At 71.6% G+C, this 13920-nt stretch carries 13 protein-coding genes; 3 read left to right on the top strand and 10 right to left on the bottom strand.

Annotated features, from left to right (window positions below):
* Positions 1 to 32 precede the first annotated feature (32 nt).
* Complete coding sequence (locus AC3CF1_RS22565) at positions 33 to 719, bottom strand: DUF305 domain-containing protein (protein ID WP_488451204.1); 687 nt, start codon at positions 717 to 719, stop codon at positions 33 to 35.
* Complete coding sequence (locus AC3CF1_RS22560) at positions 716 to 2605, bottom strand: sigma-70 family RNA polymerase sigma factor (protein ID WP_488451203.1); 1890 nt, start codon at positions 2603 to 2605, stop codon at positions 716 to 718. The genes AC3CF1_RS22565 and AC3CF1_RS22560 overlap by 4 nt, the downstream gene beginning before the upstream one ends.
* A 311-nt stretch (positions 2606 to 2916) precedes the next feature.
* Between AC3CF1_RS22560 and AC3CF1_RS22555 the strand changes: the two genes are divergently transcribed.
* Together AC3CF1_RS22555 and AC3CF1_RS22550 are read left to right on the top strand one after the other, a co-directional pair.
* A complete protein-coding gene (locus AC3CF1_RS22555) occupies positions 2917 to 3102 on the top strand; it encodes a hypothetical protein (protein ID WP_328367705.1) in 186 nt (61 codons plus the stop codon).
* 245 nt (positions 3103 to 3347) lie between these two features.
* Positions 3348 to 4154, top strand: a complete 807-nt coding sequence (locus AC3CF1_RS22550) for an RNA polymerase sigma factor SigF (protein ID WP_488451202.1) — start codon at positions 3348 to 3350, stop codon at positions 4152 to 4154.
* A gap of 20 nt (positions 4155 to 4174) precedes the next feature.
* On the opposite strand, the gene AC3CF1_RS22545 is transcribed toward AC3CF1_RS22550, so the two are convergent.
* The 8 genes from AC3CF1_RS22545 to AC3CF1_RS22510 all read right to left on the bottom strand — a co-directional run bounded on the left by AC3CF1_RS22545 (position 4175) and on the right by AC3CF1_RS22510 (position 12892).
* Positions 4175 to 5242, bottom strand: coding sequence for a DUF2855 family protein (locus AC3CF1_RS22545; RefSeq protein ID WP_328367711.1), 1068 nt, complete (start codon positions 5240 to 5242; stop codon positions 4175 to 4177).
* A gap of 68 nt (positions 5243 to 5310) precedes the next feature.
* Positions 5311 to 6525 (bottom strand): PP2C family protein-serine/threonine phosphatase, encoded by a 1215-nt coding sequence (locus tag AC3CF1_RS22540; RefSeq protein ID WP_488451201.1) that lies wholly within the window; start codon positions 6523 to 6525, stop codon positions 5311 to 5313.
* A 57-nt stretch (positions 6526 to 6582) separates the two neighbouring features.
* Positions 6583 to 8091, bottom strand: coding sequence for a glycoside hydrolase family 130 protein (locus AC3CF1_RS22535; RefSeq protein WP_488451200.1), 1509 nt, complete (start codon positions 8089 to 8091; stop codon positions 6583 to 6585).
* Positions 8088 to 8975: a glycosyltransferase gene (locus tag AC3CF1_RS22530; protein WP_488451199.1), complete on the bottom strand. Its 888-nt coding sequence runs from the start codon at positions 8973 to 8975 to the stop codon at positions 8088 to 8090. The genes AC3CF1_RS22535 and AC3CF1_RS22530 overlap by 4 nt, the downstream gene beginning before the upstream one ends.
* 160 nt (positions 8976 to 9135) lie before the next feature.
* Complete coding sequence (locus AC3CF1_RS22525) at positions 9136 to 10272, bottom strand: glycosyltransferase (RefSeq protein ID WP_328367720.1); 1137 nt, start codon at positions 10270 to 10272, stop codon at positions 9136 to 9138.
* Between the two features lie 117 nt (positions 10273 to 10389).
* Positions 10390 to 11394, bottom strand: coding sequence for a glycosyltransferase family 4 protein (locus AC3CF1_RS22520; protein ID WP_488451198.1), 1005 nt, complete (start codon positions 11392 to 11394; stop codon positions 10390 to 10392).
* Positions 11391 to 11564, bottom strand: coding sequence for a hypothetical protein (locus AC3CF1_RS22515; RefSeq protein WP_172862148.1), 174 nt, complete (start codon positions 11562 to 11564; stop codon positions 11391 to 11393). Before AC3CF1_RS22515 ends, AC3CF1_RS22520 begins: the two co-directional genes overlap by 4 nt.
* 446 nt (positions 11565 to 12010) lie before the next feature.
* Positions 12011 to 12892, bottom strand: coding sequence for a helix-turn-helix domain-containing protein (locus AC3CF1_RS22510; protein WP_387380573.1), 882 nt, complete (start codon positions 12890 to 12892; stop codon positions 12011 to 12013).
* Between the two features lie 132 nt (positions 12893 to 13024).
* Between AC3CF1_RS22510 and AC3CF1_RS22505 the strand changes: the two genes are divergently transcribed.
* A complete protein-coding gene (locus AC3CF1_RS22505) occupies positions 13025 to 13891 on the top strand; it encodes an oxidoreductase (protein WP_355159946.1) in 867 nt (288 codons plus the stop codon).
* The last annotated feature ends 29 nt before the right edge of the window (positions 13892 to 13920 follow it).

Genomic DNA, 13920 nt, shown 5'->3' with positions numbered 1-13920 from the left:
CGCGACGTCGGTAGGTCTTCTGCGCGGCATGCTCAGTCGGCGTGCGGGGTTCCGGTCGCGCCGGGCCGACCGTCCAGTGCGCTCAACTCGGCGGCCCGGGCCTGCTGGATCCGGCCGGCGAGCGCCCTCAGCTCCGGGCTGCCCCCGGCGGTCTGCTCGCCCCGGCACAGAACCACGGTCTGCGCGAGGTGCGCCCGCACCAACGCGGCGGCCCGGGACGGCACCTCGGTGTCGGTTGCGGCGCGCAGCTCGGCGAGGCTGCCGTCGGTGACCATGCCGGGCATCTGGTGCCCCTCGTGGATGTTCTGCTCCGGGACGTTGCCCGCGGCCAGCAGCCCGCGCAGGTCCCGCAACTCGGCCTGGTGAGCAGCCCGGAGGTCGTTGAGCAGTGCCCGCAGCGACGGGTCCGCCCCTGTCGACCGGCTGTCGACGTGGTCGATCAGCGCGAGCGCACCCTCGTTCATCGGGATGAGCAGTTGGATGAACGCGTCATCGGTGCTGTTGAGCACCACCGACGCGGTCGGCGCGGGACCGGCCGACGGGGCTGCGGCCGACGGGGATGCGGTCTGGTCGGCGCGGCCCCAACTCTGGCTGAGCCCGACCGCCACCGTCGTCACGACCAGTGTCGCGACGACGCCGACGATCCGCCCGGCGCGGCCACCGAACGCCGGGCGTCTGGTCGTGGTCGGCTGCTGGTCCACCGGCGCGTCGCCGCTCAACGGGCGGCCTGGAACGCGCGACCGACCACTGTCGCCTCGGTGCCGTTGCTGAACAACCCGGACCGGTCCTTGTCCGTGGCGGGCAGGCCGAACCACGCGTACCGCTGCACATAGGACAGTTGGCCGAGCATGGTGGTGGCCGCGGTGAGGAACGCCGCCTGCTGCTCCTGACCCGGGAACTGTGCGCCGCCGCTGTCGAAGCGGATCAGTGCGAACTCGGTCAGCCAGATCGGTTTGCGGTACCGCTGGTGGACGGCCTGGAGATACCGCCGGAGCTGGTCGACCGCGGTGCTGGTCGTGAAGTCGGCGCCGAACCAGTGCAGGGTGATGAAGTCGACGCGGTGGCCGCGGGCCTGGGCGCCGGTCATGAACCTGTCCAGCCAACCCTGCGGATCCGGCCCGCCCCAGGCGACCGCCGGGCTGCCCAGTCTGCTGCCCGTCGCCATCAGTTGCGGCCACAGGTCCAGCGCCTGCTCGACGGTCATGTTCGCCTGCTCGGGCATGTCCGGCTCGTTGAAGGTGAGCAGATCGGGCCCCGCCGCCCTGGCCCGGGCCAGCTCCGTGGCGGTGACGTTCTCCGCACTGCGGATCATGGGCACGAACGTCACACCGCGCGGCGTGCTGATTCCCGGGTGCTGGGTGCCCCAGGTGTAATACCAGCCGGCCTTCGAGTTCGCCAACGCCTGACTGGCTCCGGCGAAGTTCCACACTCCGACGCCCTTGCGGGCGGAGCTGACCGCCGGGACGACCGGAGCCTTCAACGAGGGGCGTGCGCTCGGTGACGGTGCGACGCTCGGGCTGGCCACGGCGGTGGGCGCGGCGGGCGGCGGTGCAGCCCACGAGGGCGCTGGTGGGTCCTCCGGCAGGATCACCACCGCCATGGTGATGGCGAGAACTGCCGCTGCGACCCCGACGGCGAGGGACGGGACCAGGCCACGGGGACGGTTCACCGCGAGGTCGACGATGCTCGGGCCACCGCCGCCGTCGGAGGGCACACCGCCGGGCGGGGTCGTCCCGGCGGTGTGCCCGGCCGTCGGGCCCGGGGGGTGGTGCCCGACGGCCTGCGCGGCAGCCGGGGGTGCGGCCGCGCTCGGAAATTGGGCGCTCAGACCCGCCGGCAACGGCAGCATCGGCAGACCGGCGAGCAGCCGGTCGATCGGTAGGAGCGTGGAGCCCAGTCGCCCACAGAACGCGCAGTCGCGGACGTGTCGGGCCAGCCTCTTGCGCCACAGCGGGCTGGGAGTGCCGTCCCACTCGCCGCTCACGGCGCGCAGGTCCGGGCAACCGGGGCGGGCGCCGAGCGCGCGTACGACGCCCCGAGCGCTCTGGATCTGCTCCTTCATCCGGTGGATCCGCACGGCGACGTGCCCGGGTGACAGCCCCAGCGCGTCGGCGACCTCGGCGCGGGTGATCTCGCCGGTCTCCTCAAGCCACCACAGCGACAGCAGCTCCTGGTCGTCCGGGTCGAGCCAGCGGGTCGCCTCGGCAACCTCGCGTCGCTGGTCGGTGAGGCCGAGCCGGAGGATGGTCATCCCCGCGAAGTCGGAGGCCGGGTCCGGCACGTTGTGGATCGCGTCGAGCCCCGCGTCGCGGTTGAGCGCGAGCCGTCGGCGCTGTTCCCAGTCACGCACCTGACGGATGGCGATCGCCACCAGCCACGATCGGTACGCCGCCGGGTCGTTGAGCGCGGGCAGGTACCGGATCACCCGTACCAACGTCTCCTGGACCACGTCGTCGACGTCGGCGTGACCGCGCAGCGCACGCCCGACGATGTTGTAGACCAGCGGGAGCGAGGCCGCGACGACGTCATCGAGGGCGCGCTGGTCGCCCTGTCGGGCCGCGACGACCAACCCGGCATAGGGTAGTGCTCGACCGGCTGACGACATGGGTGTCACTCCTTGTGTGCTCGTCCGCGCGGCACCCGCGCTGCGCGTTGACCGCCCTCAGGATCGGAGACTGGCAGCACCGGGTCGGATTACAGAATTCTCGGCTGCTGGCGGGGCGGATGCGATCCCGGGGCCTCGGCGGCGCATGAGGGGTGCCGAGGGCGGGTATGGTGCGGGGTGTCGGTGTCGCCGGGCGTCCGCCCGTGCACGAGGCACCTGATCGGGCGCCAGTGTGAGCGCCGCATGTCACGAGGTCGCACGGCGAGAGCCGAGGCCCGGACACACTCCTTCGTGGAAGACAGGAATCCTGCATGACATCGAACGACAACCCTCGACCGGCCCTGTTCCTCGCCACGTCGAACTCCGACGTGCTCGACGGGTCGATGGCGACCTTCGACGGCAGCGAGGAGGCCATGCTGCGGCTGCGCCATCCGTTCGCGGTGAAGCCGGCCCAGCAGGCCCCGATCGCCGGCGACGAGCCGGACCCGCAGGGCTGATCGGGGCCGTTCTCACCCGTTTCGAGCACCATCCACCTGCGCCGGCTCGTACTTTCGGCTAGTAAACATTCAGTATTTCGGGTAGTGTCCGGGTCATCAAGTGAACGACATGACGCGGCGGCGAGGCCCGTGCTCGTGGCCTTGCGACAGCGCACCTTCGCCCGTACGTGCGCCCCGGCGTCAGCCGGTTCGGAGACCCCTTCCGGTCGACTCGATCGACGGGCAGTGCGGGAAGGACCACTCCCATGGCCATCATCGTCGACACCGCGACCAGCACCAGCATCGACCAGCGGCTCACTGAGCAGAGCCCGGAAGACCTCCTGGCCGCCCTGGCGGCGACGCCGGCCGACGCCCCTCGCCGCCCAGCCCTGCGCGACCGCACCATCGAGGCGTGGCTGCCGCTCGCCCGGCACCTGGCCCGCCGCTACGGCGGTCGCGGCGCGCCGGACGACGACCTGGTCCAGATCGCCTCGGTCGGTCTGATCAAGGCCGTGGACAACTTCGACCACAGTCGAGGCGTCGACTTCGCCGGGTACGCCATCCCCACCATCATCGGTGAGATCAAGCGCTACTTCCGGGACCGCACCTGGGCGATCCGGGTGCCCCGCCGCCTCCAGGAGCTACGCCTGTCGATCAGCGCGGCCAACAGCGTCCTGACCCAGACCCTCGGTCGGTCGCCGACCGTGGCCGACATCGCGTCCTACCTGGCCGTGACCGAGGAGACGGTGCTGGAAGGGCTGGAGGGCGCACGCGCCTACCGGGCCACGTCGCTGTCCACGCCGATCGGTGGCGAGGGCAGCCGGGAGCTCGGCGACACCCTCGGCGGCGACGACCACGAGTTCGACGTCGTGGAGATCAGGGTCGCCCTCGGTCCGGCCCTCGCCACGCTGCCGGAGCGCGAGCGCGAAATCCTGAGCCTGCGCTTCCACGGCAACCTGACCCAGTCCCAGATCGCCGACCGGGTCGGTGTCTCGCAGATGCACGTCTCCCGGCTGATCAACCGTTCGTTGGCCACGCTGCGTCGCCACCTCTCCGGCGACAACTCGTTCTGACCGTCGGCGTCGTCGACCGCTCAGAGTTGGACGACGTGACCCACCCGTGGCGGCGTACGACCCGCGAGGACGTCGGCCCAGGCCCGTTGCAGGGCCTCCGGCCCGACACCCACCTGGACGTCGAGCCATCCGCTGACCACTGCGGTGAAGCGCTGCCAGGCCTCGGTGAACCGTTGGTCGAGCCCTTCGCGGCCCCAGTCCTGGCCGCGCTTGCGCATCTGGACCGGCGCGAAGAACACCTCCTCCGCGGCGGCGGCGTTCGGTGTCTGGTTGGTGAGCCCGACCGCGATGTCCCGGACGAGCCGGTCGCCGAGGTGCTGGCGCAGGGCGGCACGGGTCGAGGGCGCGCCGGACAGGTCGAGGTAGACGGTCGGGACCGCGTCGAGGGCGCTGATGTCGTCGTACGGGACGACCTCGTCATAGCAGCCGAGTGACCGGGTGAAGGCCAGGTTGCCGGGTGAGGTGAGCCCGACCAGGCGCGGCCCGCGACCGCGCAGCTCGAACGCTGCGGCGTACGCGGTCTTGCTCGACGCCGATGACACCAGCAACGCCTCGGCACCGTAGAAGCCGTTGTCGACGACCTGGTCGGCCAGCATGAACGAGGTGAAGAACAGGGGCCGGAACAGGATCAGCAGGTCCTCCTGGTCGGCCTGGTACGCCGGGTCGCCGGTGGTCGACCGGTACGCGTTGTACGGCGACGGCAACTCGGCCCGGTGCGGGCTAGCGTCGCGGAACCCGGACGCGTCCACCCGGTCCGGCCGCACCACGAGGTGCCCCGCGGGAGGCAGGTAACCGTAGACCCGTTGCCCCACCTCGACACCGGCAACCGTCGAGGCGACCACCTCGGCGAAACCCCAGAGCGGCGGGAGGCCCCACTGCGGCCCGAGCCCACGGGCCGCCGGCGGAAAGAACTCCCAGTAGCGCATCGCGTCGCCGAGCACCGCGTAGGTCACGTTGTTGGCGGTGAGGCCGACGCGGTCCACCCGCAGCAGCGCCTCACCATCGGCCACCTCGGGCGTGGCGCCATCGACGAGCGTGCTCCGCCCGAGGTCGTCACGTGCCACGGCGAAGGTCCATGAGTCAGCCATGAGGTGACGCTAGACAGCGCCACAACCGGAGACAAGTGCACTGCGAGTGCAAAATCCCACTGCTGCGGTCAGTGGCGGTTCGCCGCGAGGTCACGGAGGTGCGCGAGCGGCAGGTGCGGCGGCCGCCACTCCACGAAGAGCGCCGTCGCGTCGTCCTGAAGCTGGTCGTCCTGGTAGCCGACGACGGCGCGTACCAGGCGACGCATCGTCTCCGGGCTGGGCAACCCGTCGTTGAGGGCCCGGTTGACGAAGTCGACCAGCCGGTCCAGCCCGAAGTGCTCACCGTCGGCGCTGCGCGCATCGGTGATGCCGTCGGTGTAGGCGAGGATCCGGTCGCCCGGGTGCAGATCCTCGACGTGCACCTCCGGGCGGCGTGGCGTCAGATGACCCAGGCCGAGCGGCAACGCGGTCGGCCCTGGCAGCTCACGGATGGCCTTGCCGTCGCGCAGCAACATCGCACCGGGATGACCCGCGTTGATCGCGCTCAGCCGGCCGGTCCGGCGATCGAGTTCGAGGAGCAGGCCGGTCGCGAAGAAGTTCGGGTGCTCGGATCGCACCCACCGGTCGATGCTGATCGCCGTGTCGACCAGGTCGAGGCCACACCGGCGGGCGTTGCGGTACGCGCTGACGACCAGCGAGGCCAGGGTGCTCGCCTTGATGCCGTGCCCGCAGGTGTCGAAGAGCCCGACGCTGAGCACGTCGTCGTTGAGCGCGTAGTCGAAGATGTCGCCGCCGACGTCGTAGCACGGTTCGAGGATGGCGGTGATCACCAGATCGTCGGTGGCGAAGGTCAACGGTGGCAGCAGACCCCACACGATCTCGGCCGCGACCTGCATCGGGAGCCGGCGACGCATCCGCTCGACCACGTCGCCGTAGAGCCTGCGGTTGACCAGGATCTGGGCGATGGTGACCGCCACCTCCCAGGCTGGCCCGTCCATCGCCTCGTCGGCGGCCGTCGGCGCCACGATCTCCAGCACGCCCATCCGCTCGCACCCGAGCAGCAGCGGCACCCAGACCCGGTCCGGATTGTCGGGCGCGCGCTGGATGGTGAGGTTGGTGAAGGCCCGGCCGGCGAGGGTCGTCTCGATCGGCAGTTCGTCCCGGTCGAGGCCCGCGCCGAGCAGGGGCACGAGCAGGGACTGCGTGTAGTCGGCCAGATAGAGCACCATCTCGCTGGCGTCGAGGGCGGGAGCCGCCTCGGCGATCAGCTGAGACAGCTCGTCCGGCCCACCACGGGGCGCGTTGAGCTGAAGCCAGCGCACCATCTCGCCGACGTCGCCCACGCTCCACCTCCCCCGAGTCCTCCCCCCACCGCGGGAGCACGTAGTGCCAGCGTGAGGCTACCCTGCCCCACCCAGTTCATCAGTCGCGGTCACCGGCGGTGGGGCCTGCACCATGGCGCTGAGCAGCGCGGGCACCGACACGGTGGCGAAACCAACCCGGGCGTCACTCGCCCCGTACGGCACCCACAGCTCACCGTCGTGCACGAGTGCCCCACAGGAGTAGACGACGTTGGGAACGTACCCGTCCCGGTCGTTCTCGTCGGGTGCCAGGAGCACGCCGGGCAGGTGCGCGACGACCCGCTCCGGCCTGTGCAGGTCGAGCAGGAGCGCGCCGATCGCGTACCGGCGCATCGGCCCGACCCCGTGGGTGAGGACGAGCCAACCCGCGTCGGTCTCGATGGGAGACCCGCAGTTGCCGACCTGGATCAGCTCCCAACTCTCGGCGGGGGCGTGCAACGGAGCCGGAGCCTGCCAGCGGTTGTCGCTGTCCAGAGTGGTCAGACCGATGGTCTCGCCGTCGGCACGGCACAACGCCAGGTGCCGGCCGCCGACGGTACGCGGAAACAGCGCGATCCCCTTGTTCCGGGCACCCGGCCCACGCATCGGGGTCATCTCGAAGCGACGCAGGTCACTGCTGACCAGCGCACGGGTGGCGATGCTCCGGCCGTCGTAGGCGGTGTAGGTGGCCCGGTACACCGGCCCGGACTCGTCGACGAACCGGACGAACCGCGCATCCTCCATGCCGTTGCTCTCTGCCGGGGTGGCCGGCCAGAGCACCCGTTGGTGCAGGGCCGTGTCGGTGGGAAAGGCCGTGGCGTAGCTGCCGGCGTTGGTGCGACGCAGTTGTTCGAGGGTGCCCAACCCGGTGCTGCGAGAGAGCAGATCGGGTGGCAGGTTGGCGAGCACCCGCTCGAAGGTGGCCTCGTCGTACCACTCGGGCAGGGCGTCGAGCACCGTGGCGGCGACCTCGTTGTCGCAGTCCTCCTCGGCTAGGCCGGCGACGAGCAGGTCCCGACGGTGCCGTACGCCCACCCGCTGCCCGACGGCCAACGGGCCGGACCGGTCGGCGACCGTGAGCTGCCGCCCTGGTCCGATGACCGCGGTGGCGAACCCGATGGAGGACACGTGCCCCTCCCCGACCTGGCGCAGGCTGACGGCGACGCGAAGTTGCCCGCTGCCGAGTTCGGTCTGGTCCGGGTGGGCCACCATCGACGGGTTGCAGAGGGCGGCGGCCTCGACGGCGTACTCGTGGCTGAAGTAGGCGCCGACCAGCAGCCGGCTGGTCGGCGAGAGGTCCCGGGCCCGCGCGGCCCGGTGCCGGACCAGGTCGTAGTGGTGGTGGAACGTGCCGGCCAGGTCGCGGTGCCGGGCGCCGAAGCGGTCGAAGGTGTCCCGCAGCAGCTGGCCGGTCTCCTCGTCGCCGAGGCGCGCGACCCGGTCGATGAGTGCCCGCGCGCGGGTGCGTACCACCGCGGCGTCCTCACCCGGGACGAAGAGCTTGATGATGACCCGGCGTGGGTCCGGGGTGAGGGTGACGTCCTGACGGACGGCCAGGCTCCGGGTCACGACCACCGCCGGGCGTGCTGCAGGGTGGAGATGAGCGCGAGGGTGGACTCGGCGCCCTGGTTGAGGTTGGGCCCGTGCGCGGTCAGCCCGTCGTAGCCACCGCCGGTCGCCGGATCCCACATCGGGGTGCCGAGGTCGTTGTCACCGAGGAACCACCCGACCGACTGCCGCACGCCGGCGTCCCACCCGGGGTCCCCGGTGACAGTGGCAGCGGTGGCGCAGGCGTCCGCGAAGGCGGCGACCTCGATCGGCTGCTGGTCGTGGTGCAGTCGTACGGCGCCGCGCCGCCACCCCCCTGCGGGTACGACCGACAACCGCCCGTCGCGGAGCTGGGCCTGGTGCAGCCAGGTCAGCATCCGCAGGCCGTCGTAGAGAGGTGGACCACCCTCGCGAAGCTGGCTGGCGGCGATGACCACCTCGGCGAGGGCCGCGTTCGCGTAGGTCAGCTCCTGCCGTGGCCACGGCCACCGCGGGTCGGACCCGGCCGGGCCGACAGTGCTGGCCGCGTCCGCGAGCAGGGATGCCGCGGCGACGTGACCTGGGTGACGGCGCAGCACCTCGGCCGCGCCCAGACCGGCGAACGCCATCGCGTGCGGTGCCTTGGCGCGCCGGGTGGCACCCCGGCTGAACGCCACCAGCGCCTCCTCCCGTACCCAGGGTGCGGAGCTGCGGGCGACGGCAGTGCCCAGGCCCCACAGCGCCCGACCCCACCAGTCGCCGAGCCCTGGTTCGTCGGCCCAGCGCCGGTCGTGCCCGAGTCGGTTGTGGAACGCGCCGTCGGTGTCCTGCGCGTGGGTCAGGAACGCCAGGTAGCGCTCCGCGAGCCGGAGCAGCTCGTCGCTCGGCTCCGGCTCGCGGCTGACGACCACCAGGCCGCGAGCCACGTCGTCGGTGCAGTAGCCGTGCTCGCGGCGGACGATGGCGTGCCGGGCATGCTCGAACAGACCGGTGTCGTCACTCAGCCGTGCCAGGTGCGCGAAGCTCGGCGGGGCGCCGTCACCCAGCGCTCACCCGTCGCGGTCCGGGGGTGTCCGGTGGTCGCCGTCACGCCGGCACGGGGCTGGCGGTGGGCGAGCGGGCGGCCAGGAGCTCTTCGGCGAGGGTGCCGTAGCGGGCCGCCACCGCCGGCCAGCGCAGGTCCGCGGCCAGCGGGCGGACCCGCCCGGCCAACCGGGCGGCCAGGCCCGGCTCGGTCAGGACCCGCCGGATCGCCTTGGCCAGCGCCGCCGGGTTCTGATGGGGTACGACCAGACCGGGCCCACCGGTCAGCAGCTCGACGGCGTGCGGGAACGCCGTCGCCACGACGGGCACCCCGGCGGCCACCGCTTCGATGAGGACGCCGGAGGTGACCTGTTCGCGGGAGTCGTAGGGCAGGACGACCACGTCGGCGGAGCGGATCAGCCGACCCAGTGCCTCCTGGTCGTGGTAGATGTCCTGATAGTCGACGGCGTGCGCGACACCCAACTGGGCACCGAGCTGGTGCAGCCCGGCCCGGTACGCCTCACCGTGGTGCTCGATCACCTTCGGGTGGGTCCGTCCGGCGACCGTGTAGGTCGGAGTCGGTTCCAGATCCTGCAACCGCGCGAGGGCCCGCAACGACCACTCGATGCCCTTGCCCGGGCCGATCAGTCCCCAGGTCAGCAGGTGCGGGCGGGCACGCCGGTCGACGGGCACACCGGCAAGCTCGGCGGCGCCGTGCGGGATGACCGTCACCTTGCCCGCTGGCACTGCGTACCCGACGAGCAGCCGGTCCCGGGCGGTGTCGGTCATCGTGACGACCGCCCCGGCGGTGGCCACGATCTGCTCCAGCAGGGATTTCTGCCGGGCGGAGGGCTGGCTGAGCACGGTGTGCAGGACCACGATGCTCGGCACGCTGAGGCGCCGCAGCAACGGCAGGACCTCCTCGCCGTCGGTGCCGGGGTAGATGCCGTACTCGTGCTGGACGATCGCCACGTCGTACGCGTTGAGGGCGGCCGCCGCGTCCCGCCAGCCGGCCGGGTCCCGCGCCGACCAGGTGTGCACGACCCCTGGGGTGGGCCGTTGGTCGTCGCCGTGATCGGTGACCCGGACGATGCCGCCGTGGGTGCCGTCGGCGGTGAGCTGGGCGGCGAGGGCGGCGTTGAACGTGGCCAGGCCGCACCGGGTCGGTGGGTGGGTGCTGAGGAAGCCGTAGCTGGGCATGAACGTCGTGCCTTCCGGTTGTCGGCCCACCACAGGAGTACGCGGTGAGCCTCACGCGGGAATGGCGCACGCCGGTCAGCGTGTGTGACCGGCGAAACGAAGAGGTGTGCGGCTCAGTCAGTTACGAACGAGCTGGTCGTAGACCGCGAGATAGTCGGTGACCATCCGGTCGGCGCTGAAGCGCTTCAAAGCCTGCGCCCGACATTCCGCCCGATCGAGGTCGGCGGCCCGGGTGATCGCCTCGACGGCCTGGTCGACGGTGTGGACGAGGAGGCCCGACACCCCTTCGTCGACCACCTCGGGCATGGACCCCCGTCGATAGGCGACGACCGGGGTGCCGCAGACCATCGATTCCACGACCGACAGCCCGAACGGCTCGTCGAAGGCGATCGGGTGCAGCAGCGCGGTGCTCTCGCCCAGCACCTCGGCACGCCGTTGCGGGCCCACCGAGCCGAGGAAGACCACCTGGTCACCGTCGATGTGCGGGGCTACCTCTTCGGCGAAGTACCGCTCGTCCTGCACGATCCCGCAGATGGTCAGCGGCCGGCCGGCGCGGCGGGCGATCTCGATAGCGGTGTGGGTGCCCTTGTCCGGGTGGATCCGGCCGAAGGCGGCCAGCCCGGGGCCGGCCTTGTCGGTGAACGGCAGACCGCCGACGTCGACGCCGTGGTACACCGTGGCAACGTAGTCGAGCTCCGGTGCCCGGTCGGCGTCGGAGATCGACACGTACGACGAGCGGGCTCGGCCGTAGGCGGGCAGGATCCCCGCGCCGGAGAAGCCGTGCACCGTGGTCAGCAGCGGTGCCCGGCAGTGTTCCGCGAAGGCCAGCGGCAGCCAGTCCAGGTGGCTGTGCACCACGTCGAACTGCGCCGAGCGGGCCAGCGCGTGGGAGACGTGCATCGCCTCCCACACCCGACCGTCCAGGTCGGGGTCGTCCGCGTACCCCCGTGGGCAGACTCCGTCGAGCTGGGCGGAGGTGACGGAGTCCAGTGTCGCGAAGAGCGTCACGTCCACGCCGCGGCTGACCAGCCCCTCGGCGAGCAGGCCGGTCACCTGCTCCCACGGCCCGTAGTGGTGCGGGGGCGTACGCCAGGCGACCGGTCCGAGCAGCGCAACCCTCAAGGGGAGGACGCGTCGACGAGATCAGCTGGGTTGAGGTGCAGGGTGGCGAGCAGCCCGGAGTGCTTCGCCGGGTCCACGCGCTCCGGCAGCTCGCGCTCGACCCAGTCGGCCCGGGCCTGCTGGCCCCGGTCGCGAAGTGCGGTGACGATCCTGTCCCTGGCGATCCTCATCTGGTGCTCCCCCTGGTTGGGTGTTCAAAACGATCATTCGCACGGACAGTGGTGTGCATGCGTGCGTCGGATCCGGACCACCAACTGTTCCGACCGCGATGACGGCGGAACCCGACAGCCGGCACGTACTCGGCGATCGGCCGACACGGCCAAAGAGTCGCGGCGACGGGGATGACGATCGGTAACGCCCCTGATGGGCTGGTGGCGACGGCGTCTGGCGGCCACCGGGATCCCGGGCGACGTGTCCACCGTACGCCCTCGGAGCCCTCGACTGCATACGCACCGGTGGCGAGGCCTGCCGGACACGTGTGTGATGGTCAGGGCGCGATGCGCAGCGCCCGGAGCGCGTTCTCGTCGTAGTCACCCAAGCGGTAACGGAGCCCGGCGAAGGGACTGCCGGGAAAGTCGCCGGTGATCGTCGCGGTCACGATCGTGCCGGCGGGAGTTCACTCCGACGGGTAGAGCCGGGCCGGGTCACCGGGTCGGAGACTGTCCGGGGTGTCGTCCCGGGTGCTGGCGGCGATCGAGCCGAGCAGCGCCAACGAGCGTGCGGACTCCGTACCCGGCTCGGCGTGGTAGATCACCAGCAGTTGCCCGTCGGCGCCCGCGACCGCGAGCTTGTCGCAGTACAGGTCGAGGTCACCCACCTCGGGATGACGCAGCCGGCTGACCACGCCCTCCCGCCGACGCACCTCGTGACGCGCCCACAACCGGCGGAAGCAGTCGCTCTTGAGTGACAGCTCCCCCACCAACGCCGTCAACCGGGGGTCGTCGGTGGCCCCGCCCGAGTCGGCGCGCATCTGCCCCACCACGCTCTGCATCGCCTGCCGCCAGTCGCGGAACAGCTCCCGCTCCGCCGGGTCCAGAAACACCGCGCGTAGTCGGTTGGCGCCCGGGGCGAGATTCGGCGACAGTGCCCTCGCCATCGGGTTCGAGGCCAGGATGTCGAGGTAGCGGTTCTGCACGAAGGCCGGCATGTCGAGCTGCCGCAGCAGGTGCAGGATGCTGGCCGGCACCCGGTCGACGGCCGGCCGGGCGGCCCGGCGCGACCGCGCACGGCTCAGCCCGATCATGTAGGCGGTCGCCTCCGGGTCCAACCCCAGCACCCCGGCCAGGGCATCGAGGACCTGCACCGACGGATGCCGTTCGCGGCCCTGCTCCAACCGCAGGTAGTAGTCGGCGCTGATCCCGGCCAGCATCGCCACCTCCTCGCGCCGCAGCCCCGGCACCCGGCGCAGGCCCACTCCCGGGCCGAGCCCGACGTCCTCGGGCCGGGTCTGCTCCCGGCGGGCACGCAGAAAGTCGCCGAGCGGGTTCGTTGCGTCCATGAGACCGACGGTAGATCGCCGGGCCGCCCGGTGACTGGCTGTGTCACTACCAGGAACAGCTCGCCCTGCCGGCCGGCTGACCCCCGACGCACAGTCGACGCATATCCACCCCGATCACGGATAGAGGACGACATGAGCGAGAACCTTCCCGGCGGGTCCCTGACCCTGGCTGACGGCCTCACCCTCAGCCGGATGGGCTACGGAGCTATGCAGTTGGCCGGCCCGGGTGTCTTCGGCCCGCCCCGCGACCGCGAGCAGGCGATCGCCGTGCTCCGCGAGGCCGTCGACCTCGGTGTCCGGCACATCGACACCAGCGACTTCTACGGCCCGGTGGTGGTAAACGAGCTGATCCGCGAGGCGCTGCACCCGTACCCCGAGGATCTGCACCTGGTCACCAAGGTCGGCGCGCGCCGCGGCGCCGACCGCTCCTGGATCCCGGCGCTGGAGCCGGACGAACTGAAGGCCCAGGTCCGGGACAACCTCCAGCATCTCGGCCTGGACGTCCTCGACGTGGTCAACCTGCGGGTCGGTGTGGCGGAGGGCACCGGCGACGATCCCCTCTCCGAGCAGTTCGGCGCCCTCGCCGAACTGCGGCAGGAGGGGCTGATCCGGCACCTCGGGCTCAGCAACGTCACGCTCGACCAGCTCACCGAGGCCCAGGCCATCGCCCCGGTGGTCACTGTCCAGAACCTTTACAACCTCGCCAACCGGCAGGACGACGCCCTGGTGGACCGGTGCGCGGCGGAGAACATCGCGTTCGCCGCGTTCTTCCCGCTCGGCGGTTTCACGCCGTTGCAGTCCGACACGCTCAACGACGTGGCCGCCCGGGTGGGGTCGTCGCCGCAGCAGGTCGCCCTGGCGTGGCTGCTCCAGCGCTCCCCCACCACGGTGCTGATCCCGGGCACCTCGACGCTGGCGCACCTGCGGGAGAACATCGCCGCTGCCCACCTGAAGCTGCCGGCCGACGCGATCGAAGAGCTCGACACCATCGGCGGTTGACGCCGGGACGCGGACCGCCGTGCGGCGGT

Source organism: Micromonospora sp. MGP-C2 (assembly GCF_057766525.1).
Note: the sequence above shows the minus strand (reverse complement) of the source record. Positions and strands in the feature narration are given on the sequence as shown.